Source organism: Salarchaeum sp. III (assembly GCF_036418315.1).
In the GTDB taxonomy this organism is placed as follows: Archaea; Halobacteriota; Halobacteria; order Halobacteriales; family Halobacteriaceae; genus Salarchaeum.
The window spans coordinates 122,547-140,787 of sequence record NZ_JAZHPG010000024.1 but is presented as its reverse complement, the minus strand read 5'-3'; the positions used below and the strand labels follow the sequence as shown (position 1 = coordinate 140,787).

Below are 18,241 nucleotides of genomic sequence, written 5' to 3'. Positions count from 1 at the left end.
GAACGCGACCGCCCCTGACCCTAATCGTTTAGGTCGGCGTGCTCGCCGAACGCCTCCGCGAACACCGTGCCGAGCGCTTTCCGGAGGTGCTGGTGGAACGTCGGCGCGCTCACGCCCATCGCGTCCGCGACCTCCTCGCCCGTGTGCTCGCGCGGCCACGAGAAGAACCCGTGCTCGTACGCCGTTTTAAGCGCGGTTCGCTGTTTCTCCGTTAACGCCTCCACGAGCACCGTCGGCTGGGACGCTCGCTGGGAGCGCCGCACCAGTTCGATGCCCGGCAGGCGTTCCTCGCACGCGGCCACCAGCTCTCGCACGGACCGCGTCCGCGGCACCGTCACCGCCACCTCCAGTTCCTGGGGGGTCGCCGCGAGCGACTGCACGGACGCGCCGTGCGCCGCCAGCACGTCCACCGCCGGGAACTCCGACACCACCAGGCCGACGAGCGCGCGCTCGCGGTCCGCGTCGAACACGTCCGCCGACTCCACGGACACGAGCGCGTCCGCCGCCGCCGACACCGCCGCGGGGTCGACATCGGCCGCCGCGACGTACACGAGCCACGACCCGTCGTCCTTCGACACGACCTCCTCCAGGTCGAACGTCGCGCCCGTCCGCCGCGCCATCGCGGACACCGGCCCCGTCGCGTCCGGCACCCGGAACGCCACCTCCACGTCCCCACCCGTGACGAGGGCTTCCTTGCGTTCGGCCGCGTTTATCGCGCTCGCAACCGTCGCCGCCAGCTCGCCCAGTATCTCGCGCTCCTCGCGACCGAACTGGTTCGCGCGCCGGCCGTACACGACGAGCACGCCGTACGACCCGCCGCCGAACGACAGCGGGAACGCCGCCGCGGACGCCGCGCCCGCCGCGAGCGCGCGCCGCCGCCACCCGCCGCCCGCCGCCGCCACCAGCTCGGATACGACCACCGGTTCGTCGCGCTCGACCGCGCGCCACGCCGGCGACGCCGTCGCGTCCTCCACCGCGAGCGCGTCCAGTATCGACTCGCCCGCGCCCGCCCACGCCCGCGGCGACACCTCGCCGTCCTCCAGGGTGCCCGTCCACGCGAACACGTACTCGTCGTCCGCCGTCAGCGACTCGCACACCGACTGCTCCACGTCCTCCCGGCTCGACGCCCCCAGGAGTCCAGCCTGTGTCCGCCGCACCAGCGTGTTCGTGCGATTCACTTCCTCCAATCGTTCGGTTTTCGCCGCGAGCTCGCGCTCCTGCTCGCGCAGCGCGGCCTCCCGGTCGTGCCGGTCGAGCGCGGCCGCCGTGTTCGCCGCGAGCACCTCCAGCACCGTCACGTCCCCGTCGTCGAAGCCGTCCGCGTCCGAGCCCGCGACGAGCACGCCGTGCGACCCGACGGACACCACCAGCGTCTCGGGTCCGTCGAACACGTCCGCGGCCGCCACGGTGTGCGTCTCCTCCGCGACGAACGCCGCCCACACCGGGGAGTCGTCCCCCAGCACGGGCAGGTCGTCGGTCGACCCATCACCGGCCGCCGCGACGAGCGCGCGCTCGTCGGCGTCCCACCGATAGAACGCCGTCCGGGACAGCCCGAGCAGACTGTCCGCCGCCGCGACCGCGTGCTCGAACACGTCCATCGGCGTCTCCGCCGCGATGAGCGCGCGCGTCGTCTCGTGCAGCGTCGCCACCGCTTGCTCGCGCGCCACGCGCTCGCTCACGTCCCGCCCGACGCCCGCGACGTGCGTCACCCGGCCGTCGTCGTCCGTGATGCGGGAGAACGTGAACTCGTACGGCACCTCGCCGTTTTTCGCCCGCACCGTCGCGTCGACGCGCGCACTCCCCTCCGCTATCGCCATCTCGAACGCCTCCGCCGCGGCCGCCCGGTCGTCCGGCGCGACGAACGACTCCGGGTCCACCTCGCCCGGGTCGGAGACGCCCATCACGTCCTCCAGTCGGGAGTTCCAGTGCGTCACCGTCCCCGAGCGGTCCGCGACGAAGAACACGTCCCGCACCGCCTCCACCGCGTCCTCCACGAACGCCCGGCTCGCCGCCAACTCCCGCTGCGTCTCGTACGCCTCCGCCGCGTTCACCACCGTGTTCACGAGGATGTCGAACTGCCCCCGTCCGGGGCGCTTCTGCACGTAGTCCGTCGCGCCGAGACTGATGGCTTCGCTCGCCACGTCCTCGCTCCCCGCCCCCGTCAACAGCACGAACGGCAACTCCGGACGCTCCGCACGCACTTCCTTCAGGAGTTCGAGGCCGTCCACCTCCGGCATCTCGTAATCACTCACCACGCACGAAAACCCCTCCCCGAGCCGGTCGAGCGCAGCGCTCGCGCTCGTCTCCGCCACCACGTCCACGCCACTCCGCTCCAGGAACTCCACGGTCACCGACAGGAACGCCTCGTCGTCGTCCACGACGAGCACCCGGAGATCGTCGCTCATACCGCCCAGTACCTACCCGCCACGTAAACCCTTATTCTTCTCTGTGTGACACACACTCAGCGAAACCAACCACTCCATGGGGGCGTCGCCACTACGCCGAGTGAAAACAACGGGGAAGACTGCTGCGGGTGTGACCGCTACCGGTACTCAACACGGACCTATTCCGACCTATCCATCGCTACGTGTACGGATTGTCCGCAGTCGATAGCCGTGTAATCGTGTCGAACCGGTCGAAATCGTCGTCGAAACTGTAGACGTACTCGATTCCGACTCGGTTCATGTACGCCGCCGTTACAGCGTCCGCGAGTTCGAGATTTCGCTCTCGAAGGAATATCACCTGTCCGTCCGCCTGATCCGATTCGGTCGGATGAACGAGTTCGATGTTCTTGCTGTCTTCGAGGTACTGGAACGTTTCAACCGCTCTCCCCCAGGTCGTGTTCTTCTGAATCGACGCCAGTGCCTCCATCAGATTCTGTGAAAGCACGTGAACGAGCGGGAGGTCCCCCCGGTCGACCGCGTCCATAATCCCGCTCGCTCGGTCGTGGAACGCGTCACGGCGGCTTCGGTCCGCGAAAAGAACGTTCGCGTCGACGACAGCCCGAACCATTCAGTTCCGCGTGTACGATGCTTCAGTCTCGCCGAGCGCGTTCGTCTCCCCCATGTCGATAGGGTCGGGGCGCTCGGCGTCCCCGCGCGGCACCCACCAGAGCACGATACCGCTCGTCTTCCGCCGCCGCACCAGCCCACGCTCGTGAAGCGCGTTCAGGCGCGCCCGGGCGTCGTCCGTCGAGCAGCCGAGCACGTTCGAGATATCGCTCGTCGTCACCACCGGCGGCTCCATCGTCTCAACGACTTCGAGCACGTCCTCAGCGCTCACCGCCGTCGTCGATTCCGAGTCGGTTCCACTCATACCCGAGAGTACACCGGTATCGCGTAAAAGCATTCGCCCACCGACGGCGTTGCCACTACACCGAGTGAAAAACTGATGGGAGTGCTGCGGGTGTGACCACTATCGACTCGACTGTTAACGGGTGTCTCGTGGGTCACGGAGTGACCGCGGCGTTCAGTCGAACCATATCATCGAATCGGTCGAAATCATCATCGACTGAATAGATGTACTCGATACCCGCTCGACGCATATACGCCACAACGACTGCGTCGGGGAGCTCCAGTTCGCGGTGCCGACGAAATAGGGCGACGCCGAGTCGATAGTCCGCTTCCCGGAGGTCGATGATTGTGAACTGTGGTGCGTCTCGAAGCATCTCGATTGTTTCGAGCGCACGCTCGTAGCCGAGTTCGTTGTGAACGTGCTTGACGACCTCCAGGTAAATCACTCGGGGGACGTGAAGCGTCGGGAACCCGGGTTGTTTCGAGGCGTCAACGATAGCTGCACCCGTCCCGTGGTGTTCGTCGTTCTCGTTTCGCCACCCGTACAGAATGTTCGAATCGACGACCGCAACCATTCCTCTAACTCACTCCTCGCCGTTCGACTCGATCAGGTCGAGCGCGTTCGTCTCCGGCCCATCCACCGGACTGTATCGGTCGACCGCCTCCCGGGATTCGACAGTCTCCCGTCCCGGCTGCCACCAGAGGAGCTGCCCGCCCTTCCGCTGATTCTCCACTAGCCCCTGTTCGAGTAGTTCCGTCAGCCGCCGCCTCGCGGTATCACTCGAACACCCGAGAACGATACCGACCTCGGACGCCGTCACCGCCGGACCGTCAATCGCCGTCATCGCGTCGAGGACATCGCCGAGTGACGGCGTTCGGTCGTCGTCCGCAACCGAGGTCTCAGAACTCATTGTACCACCGATAGGTACCGTATCGACTTAGAGTTTTTCGCACTCCAAAACCCGTCTCGCGGCCAGTGCCCGAATCAGCGCTCACTCCACGCCGAGGTCGTCGGCAACCTCGTCAACCGTCAAGCCCTCCGTGTCGTCGAGTTCGTCAAGCCGTTCGACGATAGCTGCTCGCTCGTCGGGCAGCATCTCGTCGGTCGAACGCTCCGACTCGTCTTCAGTCATGCACATCGATACGCCGCATTCAGGGATAATCGTTCGGTCGGCGTCGCCACTACCCGAGTGAAAACAAAGAGAAGTGCCGCGTGAGACCGCTACCGGCGGTCAGTCGTTATTTTAGTTGTCGCGGCGGAGCGCGAGGAGCGCAGCGCCGAGGACCGCGACGAGCGCGAGACCGACGCCGAAGCCGGGCGTGCTACCGGACGAGCCGTCGTCACCTTCCGTCGTGGAGGTGTCACCGCCACTCGTCGTGGTAGTCGTCGGCTCGGACGTGGTCGTCGTGGACGTCGTCGTGGACGTCGTGGACGTCGTCGACGTGGTGGACGTCGTGGACGTCGTGCTCGTCGTCGACGTGCCCGTGGACTCGACGACGCTGCCCGTCGCCGTGGAGTCCGTCTTGGAGTTCGTCACCGTGTACTGGTCACCAGCGTCGATGCCCTCGGGCGACGTGAAGTCGTACGTACCGGACCAGCTGCCGTCAGCGCCAACCGTAACGGAGGCGCGCTTGACGAATGCCGGGTCGGTGTCCGAGGTGGACTGGAGACGCACGGTGAATTCCGTACCGGGCGCGTAGGTCGACGTACCGGAGATGGTCTGGTCCGCGGACGCGGTCACGTTGACCGAGTCAGCGAAGGAGACCGTCCCTTCCGTCAGACCGAATTCAGCGTAGACGGACTGCTCGGCGCTCGCTTCGGAGCTACCGAGGAGACGGTCGTCGGAGACCGTCGCCGTCACGTTGAAGTTGTCGTTCGTGTCGATCGAACGGTCGAAGTTCACGTTCTCGGGCTCGAAGGCCACGTAGTACGTGTCGTTCGCAGCGTCCGAGATGAAGTGAACGCCAGTCTGATCTGCGCTGAAGTTGACCGTCTTGGCGTCACGGTTGGTCTCGGGGTTGGTCTGCTCAACAACGACCGTGAGGTCGCCGTTGTCGACCGCGCTCTCGAGACCGCCGTTAGCCGAGACGACACCTTCGAGGCCCGTTGCATCGAGTTCCTGGACGAGGAAGTCCGAGGGGACGATGCTGGAGTCCTCAGTGAGCGAGCCGGCTTCCGCAGCGGCCGCGATGTCGCTCACGGTGGTGTCGCTGTCAATCGCACCGGCAGGTGCGGTCCACTGCGTGAGGCTGTTCGTGGCACGGTCCTGAATGAGGAGCGTACCGATGGAGTCCGCGTTGTCAACGGTCTCCTCGAACGTGCTGCTGTACTCGGAGGTATCGTAGTCAGTGCCGACCGTCGCGTACAGGTTGTAGTCGCCCGTGTCGAGGAGGTCGGAGAGCTGAGACTGGCTGCTACCAGCGTTGAAGGAGCTGACGAGGCTATCGTCGTCGTCCTTCACGTCAACGACCGTTCCGTTACCGCTGGAGCCGGCCGCGTACGTGTTGAAGAGAACCGTAACGACGCCGTCGTCGTTACCGTCCTCAACGGTGACGTTTGCCTGGTAACCGGACTCGTCGTCGTTACCGATAACGACAGTCGCGGTGTTGGCTGCGCCAGTGATTTCGACAGGGATCTCGACGATGTTGCCCTGTTCGACTTCGTAGCTACCGTCGTCACCGAACGCGACTTCGCCGTCAGCCGCTTCGGTGACGGTAACCGTTTCGGATTCCGCAGTTACGCCCGTGTTGACGTCAGTCGCAACGAGCGTGTAGGTACCTGCGGCGAGCGCACCGAGGTCGAAGCTAGCCTGACCGTCAGCGTCGACTTCGACAGTCTGGGTGGCAACGACGTCGTCGTCAGCGTTGACGGCTTCAACCACTACGTTACGGTTGATGTCGTCAGCGCTGACCGTACCGGTAACGTTGTTGTTCGTGTTGACCGACGTGGAGTCGGCGGTGATGCCGAGACCGAGGTCGCTCAGAACGAGCTGCTCGGTTGTGCTGTTGCCAGAGACGTTGTAGGTACCGGTCTCGAAGTCGTCCGTGTTGAGGACGTAGACGAAGCTGCCTTCGCCCGTGCTACGGGTGACATCGATGCTCGGACCATTAACATCTACGTCGGTGTTCTGGCTGTCGTTGAAGATTGCGACGTTCGCACCGGAGTACGCTTCGTTCTCGGTCACTCCGTCGCCACCGAGGTTAACGACGTTCGGGGCGAACGTGATGGACTTCTCAGTACTGGTCGGTTCGTTTTCGTCGCTGTCCTCAAAGCCGTAGACAGTGACGGTGTCAACACTGCTGTTGAGGCCACTTCCAGACACGGTGACTCGCGGGGAGTCCTCGGTCGGGGAGGAGAAGTTCTTGTGGGAACCGTCCTCGTAGGTGACCATCACTTTGTTTGCCGTGTCAATGGTCTCGCTGAACGCGAGCTCAAGCACGTTACCCGAGCCACTCTGGTTCGGGTAGACAGTTGCCTTCCGGAAGGTCGGCGCACCAGCGTCGTTCGACGGGTCGGAGTTCGAAACCGTGAACGTACCGACTTCCGCGGCGTTGATGTTGTCACCGTTGTCGTCCGTCACGGACGCCGTCACAGACACATCGGTGTCCTCGCTGACGGCCGGAGTGTTAACGTCAAAGTCAACCGTGACGTTAACTGGACCGTTCGGCGGGTTGCTGATGTTGTCAGACGTGGACCAGCTGGTGTCGAAGGTAATCTGGTTGTCTTGGACCGAGACCGTCCCGGAATCAACAGGCAGGGAGTCCCCGCTGCTGTTCACGATGACGATGTCGGATGCGCTGAGGCTGCTGCTGGCAATCTCTACACCACTGTCAAGCGTAATGGTGTGAGTGTCCGTGTTGCCATTGGCGCTGATGTTTTCGAATTCATACGATACCTCAATCGGACCTGCATTGTCCGTTGCCTCGTCCACCGGGCCACCCGAAACGTAGCCTGCGTTGAACGAGTCCGCTGCGGCTGCGCCGCCAGCGAACGCGATGGTGCCCGCGAAGACGGACATGACCATCAGCGCGCTGAGGAGCACGCCGCGAATCTTATTGTTTCCTGTCATAGTTTGTTTCTAGGGGTCGCACGTCGGCTTTCGGCTCGCTGCGTACTTGCTGACGCACATGGGTAGGGGTACACTCACTCTTTACGTAGCCTCCATTAAATGCTTTGTGTGTTTCACCATCGTTGCCGTGGGCCAGACGGCCGTCTCAGGCCGCGTAAATGCTTTGTGCAGAATCAGCGAAAATTCGTTTAAGTATGGTATTCGTTGGCGTGGGCGGGGAACACTTATTCCCGCCGTCCGAGTATCACCATGTATGAGCGCGACGACCGATGACGCGACCGATACGGGCGTCGAATTCACCTACGAGGACGCCGACGAGATGGGCGACGCCGCAACAGCGCGCGCGCCGACCGGACGTACGGGGGGCGAGTAAGACCTATGGCAGTCGTCACCAATCGCAGTAACGTGGATTCGACATCGACCGGAACCGATGAACGCGACGACGAGGCCGCCGTCCCGCTCGGGACGTTCCTCTACGAAGCACTCCCGGACTCGGACATCGACTCAGTTGAATCGGTCCGCGAACTCCGCGAGCGAGAATGACGCTCTTCGTCGACACGAATATTCTCATCGCAGCAACCGTCGGTGAACCGGAACGTGGTGAGGTGGCGCGGGACCTCCTCGATGCCGACCACGAGTTCGCGACCACGATATTGAACGTGATGGAGTACCGGACAGTCCTAACGAAAAAGAAGACGTTCGAGCAGGAGCGCGTCGAAGAGCTAATCGACGGTTTGTTCGACCGAATAGACGTCTACGCCCCGGAAACGGGAGACCTTCTCGAAGCGTACGCCATCCAGAGAGAGACGTTGCTCTACACGATGGATACCGTAATCCTCGCGACCGCGAAGGAAGTGGGCGGGCCGCTTATCACGTTCGACGGCGAACTACTCGACAACGGCGCTATCTCCCCCGAAGAAATCCTCTCCCCCTAAATCGCCTCGAATGACTGACTCCACGCCACCACTCCACCCGCTGGAACGCGAACAGCTTCGAACTGCATCGACCCTCGTCGTGACGGTGAACGCACCTGAGACGTTTCACGACACCGTCTCGGACGACATCAACACGCTCGCACACGAGGGAACAGTCGACTCGACGCCGACGCTCTCGTTCACCAGCTACGACGCCCTCATGGAGACCCTGACCCCTCGCGTCCTCGACCTCATCGAGGCCATCCGTCGGGACGAACCATCCAGCATCAACGACGCCGCACGAGTCGTCGACCGGGACGTGAAGAACGTCCACGAGGAACTCAGCCGGCTCGCCCGACTCGGCATCGTGTACTTCGAGGAAGACGGACGGAAAAAACGCCCCGTCGTCTGGTTCGACGAACTCGTCATCAACCTCCCGTTCGACACGGACACAGGCAAAACGGCGACAGCAACACCGTGACAGCCCTGAAAGAACCCCCGACCTCGTACACGACGCTCCCATGAAGACCGATGACGCGACCGATACGGGCGTCGAATTCACCTACGAGAACGGCCTCGTGACCGCACGAGACCTGGAAACCGGCGTCGCCGCGAGCGGTGACTCTAAAGCCGCCGCGCTTGCGATGCTCGCGGACGCCCTCCTCCTCCACGAAGGCGGGGGTGAACCCATCGAAGACCCGGACGCGTTCCTCCGCGAACTCGACATCGAACCCAGCGAACTCGACGAGGACGAGACGCCACCGCCCTGGCTCTGAATGACGTACGCCGACTTCTCCGGCCGCGAAATCGTGAAAGCGCTGCGCTCGAAACGATACCGGCCTATCGGGCGAACCGGGCGTCACGTCAAACTTCGATACGAGCATCCGGAGACGGACGAAGTCCGCATCGTCACCGTTCCGCTCACCGACGCGGACCACATCTCCCAGGATACCTATCGATCCATTGCCGCGCAGTGCGGCGCGGACGACTTCGACGCGTGGTGTACGTGGTTCGCGGACAACTGCTAACCTCTCGTTTCGGAACCGCCAGACGCGTGAGGTCGGTGGCTGTCCTCCTCCCCGTCGAGCTCGGTGTCCACGAGCCGAATCGCGTGTTCCAGAAGCGGCCTCGAGAAGTACAGCGACGTGTCCCGTTCCAGCGCGCGGATACGCGACTTCGTCTATCCCTCGTTACTCAGGCCCCACGAAACGTCGTCCTCGATGGCACTCGCGGCAGTATCGACATCCCGAACGATATCCGCTCCGAGTTCGTCGACGGCCTCCTCGCGGGAAATCTCACCGGTGAGGTACTTGCTAATCACAACATCCCGCCAGAGGTCGTCGACTCCTTTTTCGACCGCTTGCTGAATCACCGCCGATTCGTTCTCCTCGTTGTATCGTGCGATTTCGCGCACACGCTCGGAGACATCCGTGGACATATTTGGGGATACGTGCGCGGCCACAATAAGCAATGGCACCGTCCAGCGACAAAAACGAGTACGTCCCGCGCAGGGATACATCTCCGCCACGCCGAACGCTCGTCACGACAACTCCCGACGACGGCCGCCGAAACACCGAAGTATACGAATATGATATGAATACGTATGAGTGAGACGCGTCGCGTCGGCCAGCGCGGACAGGTGACGATACCGAAGGAACTCCGCGAACGACTGAACCTCAGCGGCGGCGACGACGTGGTCGTGCGTGAGGAGGACGGCCGCATCGTCATCGAACGCCCCGTCACGCGCGACGACCTCGCCGCCGGCTATCGCGAGCGCGCCGAACGCGACCGCCGACTCGCCGACGAACTCGACGACATCTCCACCGAAGCCGACCGCGGACTCGGCGACGCCCCCGGGTGGGAGTAGATGCGCGTCCGCCGCGGCGACATCGCCATCGTCGAACTCGACCCCACGAAGGACTCCGAACAACGCGGAACACGTCCGTGTCTCGTCCTCCAGAACGACATCGGAAACGAGAACGCCCCGACGACTATCGTCGCACCGTTCACGACCTCGTTCGGCGACCGACGCTACCCCTTCGAAGTCCTCGTGCGCGCGAGCGAGTGCGCGCTCCGCGAGGACGCCGTCGTGCTCTGCAGCCAGCTCCGCACCGTCTCAATCGACCACCGAATCACCGAGGTCGTCGGTTCCGTCCCCGACGACACGATGCGCGAGGTCGACACCGCACTCCAATACAGTCTCGGCCTCACCGCCCCCTGACCCGCCACGACCCAATCTCGTCCTGTATCGCGTCCCGCTTCAGGAGGCAGAACCCGAGGAAGATAACGGCGAACCCGGCGGCCGTTGTGGCGTCCAATGCCTCCCCGAGCACGAGGAAGCCCGACACGGCGGCGAAGATGGGCGCGACGTACGACACGAGGTTGATTTCGATGGGGCCGAGCCGGTCGAGGAGGTCGAAGTAGATGAGGAAGCCGAGTGCGGACGCGACCAGGGAGAGGTAGGCGAGCGCCGCGACGGCCTCCCACGTCCACTCCACCGCCAGCGGCTCGCCGATACTCAGACTCACGACGTGCATGAGGAGCGCGCCGAGCAGCATCGACCAGCCCTCCATCGTCTCGATGGGGAGGTCGGCGTCGAGGTACTTCGTGAGCACGCTCCCGAGCGCGAAGCACGCCGCCGCGCCGAACACCAGCGCCTCCCCCAGCAGACCGGACTCGAACGCCGCGCTTCCGGGGTTCGCCAGCACCACCACACCCACCAGTCCGAGCAGTAATCCGAGCAGGCCCGCGGGCGCGAGGCGCTCCTCCGGCAGGAACACTCGACTGAACCCCGTGGTCAAGACGGGACTCAGGCTCACCACCACGGCGGCGGACGCGCTCGTCACGTCCGGACTCGTCTCCCCGACGAACAACAGCGCGTGGTAGCCCGCGATGAGGAACACCGCACCCACCCCGACGAGCGCCCACTCCCGCCGCCCCGTCGGCCGCGGATGGTCGGTCGCGTACCACGCGTACGCGAGCATCACCACGCCCGCCACGTCGTACCGGAGCGCCGCGAACAACACGGGCGGGAAGTAACTCAGTCCGGCCTTGATAGCCATGAACGCCGCCCCCCACGCCGCGGCGAGCACGAGAAACAACGAGAGGTTCCGATACCGGGACACAGGGAGAATCGAACCGACGACAGCGTTAGGGTTTCGATGCGCGCTCGTCACGGAACGCCCGCACCACGTCCTCCCGCGTGATGATACCCACCAGCTCCCCGTCCTCCAGCACGGGCACCCGGTTCACGTTCGGGTCGTCCGTCGCGAGGATGTCGAGCACGTCGTCGATGGACGCATCCGGACTGACGGTCTCCACGTCCTGCGTCATCACCTCGCGGACAGCCTTCCCGGCGGCCGCCGCCAAATCGAGTTCCGCGTCGAGCTCGTCCCACGACAGGTCAATCGCGTACTCCACCGTCTCCAAAAACGGCGGGAGGCCGACCGGAATCCAGAGCGTGCGGTCGCTCGGCTCGAACAGGTCCACGAAGTCTCGCTGCGTCACCACGCCCACGAGCTCGCCGTCCTCCATGACGGGAAACCCGTTGAACTTCCGCCGGGAGAGCTTCCCGAGCACGTCCGCGACCTCGTCGTCGGCGTCCACAGTCTCTACGTCCGCCGTCATCACGTCCCGCGCGAGCAGTGTCATACAAGAGCGAACGCGACCCCGCTACGTAGTGGTTGCGGGGTCACCTGAGTGGTCGCTGTCACGCTTGGTACGTTCGAGACTGCCGGCTCGTATCACACCAGCCACATCCTTCCCTTCTAGATAATTATGTTTATATCCAAATCAATAAGAACATAATCTATTAATATGTGTGTCCCTATACTTCGGGTATGAGAGAAGATAGGGTCTCTCGGAGGAAGGCGCTCAAATTGTTGGGCGCAGGTACCGTGGGGACGATCAGTTCAGCTACAGCGTTCTCCGGTGTGTCTACAGCAGCTGAGACGGATCCTGTGTGGACGCGTAGCTACCACGATATGACGACTGATGAAATATACAACGGATTGCAACCTTCCGATTATCGGCGACTGGAACACTCTTGGCAGTTACGATACTACGGTCAACAAACTACTTTCGGGCAACAGTTACACAAGTATCGGGTTGTGGGCACCGCTAGATCGCGGTTTTACGATGCAACTACCGACGATTGGACGCGAGCCGGTGTTCAACAGACACCGATAACGTCACACGGGATTACTGTCGACATAGACGACTCGGATTTGACCCTGTTCGATACCGACGACAGGCGGTATCTAGGAGGCGGTCCGAAGCCGAAGTCAGAGACTGGTTGGGATCCTAATTTTCCCAGTGCTCTCGAGACGCTATTCGCCTCGGTGATTACCGCATACGAGACGGAATACGCACCGATCATTATCCCAGCGGCAGAGATTCTCTACGCGCTGACTAATACGCACGGCTCGCCCGGATCGGAGGAAAATCAGGGGGGAATCAGTTGGGACTACGACGAGAAGCTAGTCTATAATGTCGGTCACTTCATGGAGTTTTATGTTCAAGACAACACGAACTGCCAGTACGATAGCTTCAATCTTACCGTCAGTTCGGAAACAGGGCACGCAAGCACTTCGACTGGTGGGATGACTTTATCCTGGGACATCGATGTTCCAGTACCAAAGATATCGTCGGGGCTATGTTAGATATAAAATAATTATTGGCGGATCTTTTCACGCGTTGGTTTCCGACTATCTAACTCCGGCGCACGGTTTAAGTTCTATCACACCAATCACGAGGTATGGCGCACGCCGGGCGCTCAAGCCTCAGAACACTCTTCGACGACGCGCCGACCCCCCACATCGCCCACCCCCCGCACACGCACCACCGGGACTTCTACGTCGCCACCGACGGCTCGTACGTGGACGGAACGGGCGGCCTCGGCGTCATCATCGAAGCGCGGAGCGGCGAGCGCGTCGCCCGCCTCGCCGTCCCCGACCGAGTCCCCGACAACAACGTCGCCGAGTACCGCGCGCTCCACCTCGGGCTCGACGTGCTCGCCGCGCGCGCACCCCGCGACGCCCGCGTCGGCGTGCTCGTCGACCACGACGACGTCGCCGCGAACGTCAACCTCGCCGCGCTCGCCGCGAAAGGCCCCGACTACCGGCCGCTCCGCGACGTGTCCGTCCCATCGAGCGTCCGCCACCACTGGCGCGGCATCCGCGCACGCGTCGCCTCCTTCACCGAACTCCGCGCCGCCGCGCTCCCCAGCGGCCGGAACCCCGCGCACGTCCTCGCGAACGCCCCCGACCAGTACGCGCACGTCAACGACGAACGCCCGAAATGCCTCCTCCCCGGCCTCGACGAACAGGAACCCCAGATTCCGCCGCCCAGCCGCGCGAACCGCTAGCATCCCAGCGACGATCGCCGAAAACCTGTTCCCGCGAGCGAACGCCAATGAGCGAGGGGGAGCCAGTCAGCGCTTCGTGCTGACGCTGGAGGAAAAACCGCGGTTAGTCTTCCTGCGCGTCGACAACCGCAACTCCCGCGAGGTTCACGATGTCGCTTCCACTTTTTCGGCTCACTCGCGGACCCTTCGGCTCCGCGACGCTCGCCGAAAACCTGGAGGAAAAACCGCGCTTAGTCTTCTTGTGCGTCCACGACCGCGACGCCCGCCAGATTCACGATGTCCTTGACTTCGTCGCCGCGCTGGAGGATGTGGACGGGCTCGTCCATGCCGACGAGCATCGGTCCGATGGCGTCCGCGCCGCCGAGGCGCTGCAGGAGCTTGTACCCGATGTTTCCGGCTTCGAGGTTCGGGAAGATGAGGACGTTCGCGGCCTCCTCGAGCTCCGCGAAGTCGTACGTCCCGGAGAGAATGTCCTCGACAACGGCGGTGTCCGCCTGCATCTCGCCGTCCACCGGAAAGTCGATGGCGGGGTTCTCGCGCAGGGACTTCGCGGCATCCCGAACCTTCCGCGTCCCCTCGGTGTCGACACTCCCGAAGTTCGAGTAGGAGAGCATCGCGACCCGGGGGTCGACGTTGAACCGGCGCGCGAGGTTCGCGGTGTGCTCCGCGACCTCAGCCAGCACTTCCTCGGAGGGGTCCTGGTTCACGGTGGTGTCCGCGGCGAACACGACCCGGTTCTTGAACGTCAGCATATAGACGCCCGCGACGTAGTCCGCGTCCGGCGCGGTGCCGATAACCTGGAGCGGCGGTTTGAGCGCGCTCGGATAGTGGTGGGTGAGGCCGGTGAGGAGCGCGTCCGCGTCGCCCTCCTCCACCATCACGCTCCCGAGGTAGTTCGAGTCCTTCGTCACGAGTTCGCCGGCCTCGCTCCGCGTCACACCCTTGCGCTTGCGGAGTTCGTGGAGGCGGTCCGCGTACGCGTCGTGGTCGCCCTCGTCCGGGTCCACGATGTCCGGGTCGAAGTCCAATCCGAGACCGCCGACGGTGCCCTCGATGGTGCCGCGGTCGCCGAGCAGCACGGGGTCCGCGATACCCTCCTCTTGGAGCTGGTAGGCCGCGCGAATCATCTTCTCGTTGTCGCCCTCCGCGAGCGCGACGCGCTTCGGGTCGCTCTTCGCCTTGTTCAGGACGACCCGCATCATCTCCCGGCTCTTGCCGAGGCGGGCTTCGAGGCGTTCTCTGTACGCTTCGAGGTCGACGGTCTGGCGGGCGACCCCGGTCTCCATCGCGGCGTCAGCGACCGCGGGCGCGACCTCGAACAGCACGCGGGGGTCGAGCGGCTTCGGAATGATGTACTCGGGGCCGAACTGCAGGGGTTGGTCGCCGTACGCCTTCACGACCGCGTCCGGCACGTCCTGGCGCGCGAGGTCCGCGAGCGCCTCCGCCGCCGCGACCTTCATGTCCTCGTTGATGTCCGTCGCGCGCACGTCGAGCGCGCCCCGGAAGATGAACGGGAACCCGAGGACGTTGTTCACCATGTTCGGGTAGTCCGAGCGCCCGGTCGCCATGATGACCGTGTCGTCGCGCGCGGACTTCGCCGCGTCGTACCCGATTTCGGGGTCGGGGTTCGCCATCGCGAAGATGATGGGGTCCTCCGCCATCGACGCCACCATCTCCTCGCTCACGATACCGCCGACGGAGAGGCCGACGAACACGTCCGCGCCCGCCATCGCGTCCGCGAGGTCGTCCGCGTCGGTCTCCCGCGCGAACTCCTGCTTGTACTCGTTCACGTCGTCACGGTCGGGCGTAATGGGGCCGGAGGAGTCGCACATCGTGATGTTCTCCTTCCGGACGCCAAGCGAGACGTAGAACCGTGCGCTCGCGATGGCGGACGCGCCCGCACCCGAGAACACGACCTCAACGTCTTCGAGGTCCTTCCCGGAGATGTCGGCGGCGTTCAGAAGCGCCGCACCCGAGATGATGGCCGTCCCGTGCTGGTCGTCGTGGAACACCGGAATATCCATCTCTTCTCTCAATCTGTTCTCGATGACGAAGCACTCGGGGGCCTTGATGTCCTCCAGGTTGATGCCGCCGAACGTCGGCTCCATCGCCGAGACGGACGTGACGATGTCCTCCGCGTCGCTCTGGTCGAGTTCGATGTCGAACACGTCGATGTCCGCGAACCGCTTGAACAGCACGCCCTTGCCCTCCATCACGGGCTTCGACGCCTGCGCGCCGATGTCGCCCAGTCCGAGGACGGCCGAGCCGTTCGAGACGACGCCGACGAGGTTCCCCTTCGCCGTGTACTGGTAGGCGTCGTCGGGGTTCGCGGCGATGCGTTCACAGGGCGCGGCGACCCCGGGCGAGTACGCGAGCGAGAGGTCGCGCTGCGTGTTCGTCGGTTTCGTCGTCGATATCTCTATCTTCCCCGGCGGGTCTTCACGGTGGTAGTCTAACGCGTCCTCGTCGAGTCCCATACCGAACCCCCGACACCGAACGCCAAAAAACTACCCGAACCCGTCGAATCCCCATTCGACAGACGACGAAGACAGGACCTGTGTTCCTAAGTAGGACGCCGGAGAAACACCGACTATGGCTTCCCTTCGACGGGCTGTCGCGTGGCTGGACGACCACGCCCCGGAAATCGCGCTCGCCACCACCGGCGTGACGTTCTTCCTCCTCCTCCTCGGCCTCTACACGGCCGCCGTCGGCGCCGGCGCGACCTGCAACAACACCTATCCCGGCTGCGCCGGCCAGCTCTCCCCGCTCGGCCTCACGCTCCCCCAGTTCGTCGAGTGGTTCCACCGGTTCGTCGCGATGGCGGTCGGGTTCGTCATCCTCGGGAACGCGCTCGTCCTCCAGCACCGCTTCCCCGGGACGAACGCGAGCCGCGCCGGCTGGACAGCCCTCCTCGTCCTCCCGCTCCAGGTCGTGCTCGGCGGCACCACCGTCACCTTCGCCGGCCTCATAGAGGGCGGATACGCGCCGCCCGTGCAGTCCCTGCACTTCATCGCCGCGTTCGCGATCTTCGCCGCGCTGGTCGCCGCGACCGCGTGGGCGTACCAGCGCGACGACCGCATCGGCCCGAACGCCCCACGGACCGCGCTCACCGTCGGCGCGGGCGCGTTCCTCGCCCACCTCCTGCTCGCCCGCGACCTCCTCCTCACGTACACCGCAACCGTCCAGACGCTCTACCACTTCACCGCCCTCCTCGGGTTCGCCGCGCTGTTCGCCGCGCTCTGCTGGAACCGCGGACTCTCGACGCGCGCCCGCACCGCCGCCGGCGCCGCCATCGGCTTCTACCTCGGCGAGACCGCGCTCACGGTCGGATTGGTGCTCGTCACGACGCCCGTCGAACTCGCCGCCTACGCTGCCGCCGTGCTCGCGCTCGTCGCCGCCGGCGTCGCCGCACGCGCCCACCCCGGCCGCGGCGACCAAGCCCGTCCGACCGTCGAGTGACGCGACGCGGTGACGAACACGCCAACCATCGAACCAGTCCCGTCTCCGCACGGGCTCGTGAAACGGGCGCGTTCTAGAACGCCGTCACCACTTCCACGCCGGTCGTTTCGTAGTCGTCCATCGCCGCCAACCGCTCCGGAACCTCGTCCAGCGAGAGTTCGCGCGTGACGAGCGCGTCCGGGTTCACTTTTCCTGCGTCGATGAGCGCGAACAGTTCGTCGTAGCTCGTCGGTGACATCCCCCGCGACCCGAGGAAGGAGAGTTCGTGGCGCGTCATGTAGTCCGTCGGCAGGCGCACCTCGCCCTCCTCCGCGTCCGTGGTGAGGCCGAGCTGGACGTGCGTCCCGCCCGACCGCAGGCTCTCGACGGACGCCCGACAGGTCTCCGCGCTCCCGAGCGCGTCCAGCGACACGTGCGCGCCGCCGACCCGTTTCTGAATCTCCTCGGCCGCGTCCGCCTCAGCGGCGTTTACGACCTCCTCCGCGCCCATCCGCTCCGCGGCGTCGAGCGCGTCTCCGCGGATATCGACCGCGACGACCCGCGCGCCGAGCGCAGTTGCGATTTGCACCGCCGACAGCCCGACGCCACCGCAGCCGTGGACGGCGACCCAGTCGCCCGCGCCGAGCGGCGCGCGGTGCGCGAGCGCGTGAAACGCCGTCATGAACCGACACCCCAGTGCCGCGGCCGCGCGCGCCGACACGGATTCGGGGCGGTGCGTGACGTTGTAATCCGCGTGCGGCACCGCGACGTACTCCGCGAACGCGCCCGGAACCGCGGGTTCGAACCCGAGCGCGTACCCGTTCTCACAGCGATTCCCATGCCCGGACAGACACCGCGGACACGACCCGTCGCCGAGACAGAACGGTACAGCCACCTCGTCGCCCACCGCGAACTCGGACACCCGGTCGCCGACCTCGACGACCCGTCCCGCGGGTTCGTGCCCCAGAATCTGCCCTCTGGGCACGTCGTCGTCCGCCCACTCCCCGTGGCCCTTCCACGCGTGCCAGTCACTCCGACACACGCCACAGGCGTCCACCTCGACCACGACCCCGTGCGGGGCCACGGAGGGACGGTCGACTTCCGTCACGTCGAGCGGTTCCCCGTACTCGCGTAGGACTGCAGCGCGCATACTACTGGCTT

At 64.7% G+C, this 18,241-nt stretch carries 22 protein-coding genes; 10 read left to right on the top strand and 12 right to left on the bottom strand.

Annotated features, from left to right (window positions below; all coding sequences use genetic code 11):
- Positions 1-20 precede the first annotated feature (20 nt).
- The 7 genes from U3A55_RS08035 to U3A55_RS08005 form a co-directional block, all read right to left on the bottom strand.
- Positions 21-2,405 (bottom strand): bacterio-opsin activator domain-containing protein, encoded by a 2,385-nt coding sequence (locus U3A55_RS08035; RefSeq protein ID WP_330990971.1) that lies wholly within the window; start codon positions 2,403-2,405, stop codon positions 21-23.
- 178 nt (positions 2,406-2,583) lie between these two features.
- Positions 2,584-3,012 (bottom strand): type II toxin-antitoxin system VapC family toxin, encoded by a 429-nt coding sequence (locus tag U3A55_RS08030; protein ID WP_330990970.1) that lies wholly within the window; start codon positions 3,010-3,012, stop codon positions 2,584-2,586.
- The gene (locus tag U3A55_RS08025; protein ID WP_330990969.1) at positions 3,013-3,315 is read right to left on the bottom strand and encodes a hypothetical protein; all 303 of its coding nucleotides are present in this window, start codon (positions 3,313-3,315) and stop codon (positions 3,013-3,015) included.
- Between the two features lie 133 nt (positions 3,316-3,448).
- Positions 3,449-3,868 (bottom strand): type II toxin-antitoxin system VapC family toxin, encoded by a 420-nt coding sequence (locus U3A55_RS08020; protein ID WP_330990968.1) that lies wholly within the window; start codon positions 3,866-3,868, stop codon positions 3,449-3,451.
- Between the two features lie 9 nt (positions 3,869-3,877).
- Positions 3,878-4,204, bottom strand: coding sequence for a hypothetical protein (locus tag U3A55_RS08015; RefSeq protein WP_330990967.1), 327 nt, complete (start codon positions 4,202-4,204; stop codon positions 3,878-3,880).
- A gap of 81 nt (positions 4,205-4,285) precedes the next feature.
- Positions 4,286-4,426: a hypothetical protein gene (locus U3A55_RS08010; protein WP_330990966.1), complete on the bottom strand. Its 141-nt coding sequence runs from the start codon at positions 4,424-4,426 to the stop codon at positions 4,286-4,288.
- Between the two features lie 111 nt (positions 4,427-4,537).
- Positions 4,538-7,363, bottom strand: a complete 2,826-nt coding sequence (locus U3A55_RS08005; RefSeq protein WP_330990965.1) for a DUF7827 domain-containing protein — start codon at positions 7,361-7,363, stop codon at positions 4,538-4,540.
- Between the two features lie 378 nt (positions 7,364-7,741).
- Here U3A55_RS08005 and U3A55_RS08000 point away from each other — a divergent pair, with 378 nt between their 5' ends.
- Genes U3A55_RS08000 through U3A55_RS07980 form a run of 5 tightly spaced genes read left to right on the top strand, consistent with a single transcriptional unit; the run spans position 7,742 to position 9,305 of the window.
- Positions 7,742-7,906, top strand: coding sequence for a hypothetical protein (locus tag U3A55_RS08000; protein WP_330990964.1), 165 nt, complete (start codon positions 7,742-7,744; stop codon positions 7,904-7,906).
- A complete protein-coding gene (locus tag U3A55_RS07995; RefSeq protein ID WP_330990963.1) occupies positions 7,903-8,298 on the top strand; it encodes a type II toxin-antitoxin system VapC family toxin in 396 nt (131 codons plus the stop codon). Before U3A55_RS08000 ends, U3A55_RS07995 begins: the two co-directional genes overlap by 4 nt.
- A 10-nt stretch (positions 8,299-8,308) precedes the next feature.
- Positions 8,309-8,758 (top strand): HVO_A0114 family putative DNA-binding protein, encoded by a 450-nt coding sequence (locus tag U3A55_RS07990; RefSeq protein WP_330990962.1) that lies wholly within the window; start codon positions 8,309-8,311, stop codon positions 8,756-8,758.
- Between the two features lie 40 nt (positions 8,759-8,798).
- Positions 8,799-9,053: a type II toxin-antitoxin system HicB family antitoxin gene (locus U3A55_RS07985; protein WP_330990961.1), complete on the top strand. Its 255-nt coding sequence runs from the start codon at positions 8,799-8,801 to the stop codon at positions 9,051-9,053.
- A complete protein-coding gene (locus tag U3A55_RS07980) occupies positions 9,054-9,305 on the top strand; it encodes a type II toxin-antitoxin system HicA family toxin (RefSeq protein WP_330990960.1) in 252 nt (83 codons plus the stop codon).
- Between the two features lie 152 nt (positions 9,306-9,457).
- On the opposite strand, the gene U3A55_RS07975 is transcribed toward U3A55_RS07980, so the two are convergent.
- The gene (locus U3A55_RS07975) at positions 9,458-9,715 is read right to left on the bottom strand and encodes a hypothetical protein (protein WP_227261874.1); all 258 of its coding nucleotides are present in this window, start codon (positions 9,713-9,715) and stop codon (positions 9,458-9,460) included.
- A gap of 165 nt (positions 9,716-9,880) precedes the next feature.
- On the opposite strand from U3A55_RS07975, the gene U3A55_RS07970 reads away from it, so the two are divergent.
- Together U3A55_RS07970 and U3A55_RS07965 are read left to right on the top strand one after the other, a co-directional pair.
- Positions 9,881-10,144, top strand: a complete 264-nt coding sequence (locus U3A55_RS07970; protein ID WP_330990959.1) for an AbrB/MazE/SpoVT family DNA-binding domain-containing protein — start codon at positions 9,881-9,883, stop codon at positions 10,142-10,144.
- Entirely contained in the window at positions 10,145-10,498 is a 354-nt protein-coding gene (locus tag U3A55_RS07965) for a type II toxin-antitoxin system PemK/MazF family toxin (RefSeq protein WP_330990957.1), read from the top strand. It begins immediately after the preceding gene.
- On the opposite strand, the gene U3A55_RS07960 is transcribed toward U3A55_RS07965, so the two are convergent.
- Positions 10,485-11,402 carry a DMT family transporter gene (locus U3A55_RS07960; RefSeq protein ID WP_330990956.1) on the bottom strand — a complete coding sequence of 306 codons (918 nt, stop codon included), beginning with the start codon at positions 11,400-11,402 and terminating at the stop codon, positions 10,485-10,487. The two genes, U3A55_RS07965 and U3A55_RS07960, sit on opposite strands and share 14 nt — an antisense overlap.
- 25 nt (positions 11,403-11,427) lie before the next feature.
- A complete protein-coding gene (locus U3A55_RS07955) occupies positions 11,428-11,928 on the bottom strand; it encodes a CBS domain-containing protein (RefSeq protein WP_330990955.1) in 501 nt (166 codons plus the stop codon).
- A gap of 188 nt (positions 11,929-12,116) precedes the next feature.
- On the opposite strand from U3A55_RS07955, the gene U3A55_RS07950 reads away from it, so the two are divergent.
- A complete protein-coding gene (locus U3A55_RS07950) occupies positions 12,117-12,938 on the top strand; it encodes a hypothetical protein (RefSeq protein ID WP_330990954.1) in 822 nt (273 codons plus the stop codon).
- Between the two features lie 95 nt (positions 12,939-13,033).
- Positions 13,034-13,642 (top strand): ribonuclease H, encoded by a 609-nt coding sequence (locus tag U3A55_RS07945; protein ID WP_330990953.1) that lies wholly within the window; start codon positions 13,034-13,036, stop codon positions 13,640-13,642.
- Positions 13,643-13,872: 230 nt separating this feature from the next.
- On the opposite strand, the gene U3A55_RS07940 is transcribed toward U3A55_RS07945, so the two are convergent.
- Entirely contained in the window at positions 13,873-16,119 is a 2,247-nt protein-coding gene (locus U3A55_RS07940; RefSeq protein WP_330990952.1) for an NADP-dependent malic enzyme, read from the bottom strand.
- Between the two features lie 115 nt (positions 16,120-16,234).
- Here U3A55_RS07940 and U3A55_RS07935 point away from each other — a divergent pair, with 115 nt between their 5' ends.
- Positions 16,235-17,101: a COX15/CtaA family protein gene (locus U3A55_RS07935; protein ID WP_330990951.1), complete on the top strand. Its 867-nt coding sequence runs from the start codon at positions 16,235-16,237 to the stop codon at positions 17,099-17,101.
- Positions 17,102-17,174: 73 nt separating this feature from the next.
- Here the strand turns inward: U3A55_RS07935 and U3A55_RS07930 are convergent, their stop codons facing one another.
- Positions 17,175-18,230 (bottom strand): zinc-dependent alcohol dehydrogenase family protein, encoded by a 1,056-nt coding sequence (locus U3A55_RS07930; RefSeq protein WP_330990950.1) that lies wholly within the window; start codon positions 18,228-18,230, stop codon positions 17,175-17,177.
- Positions 18,231-18,241: the final 11 nt, after the last annotated feature.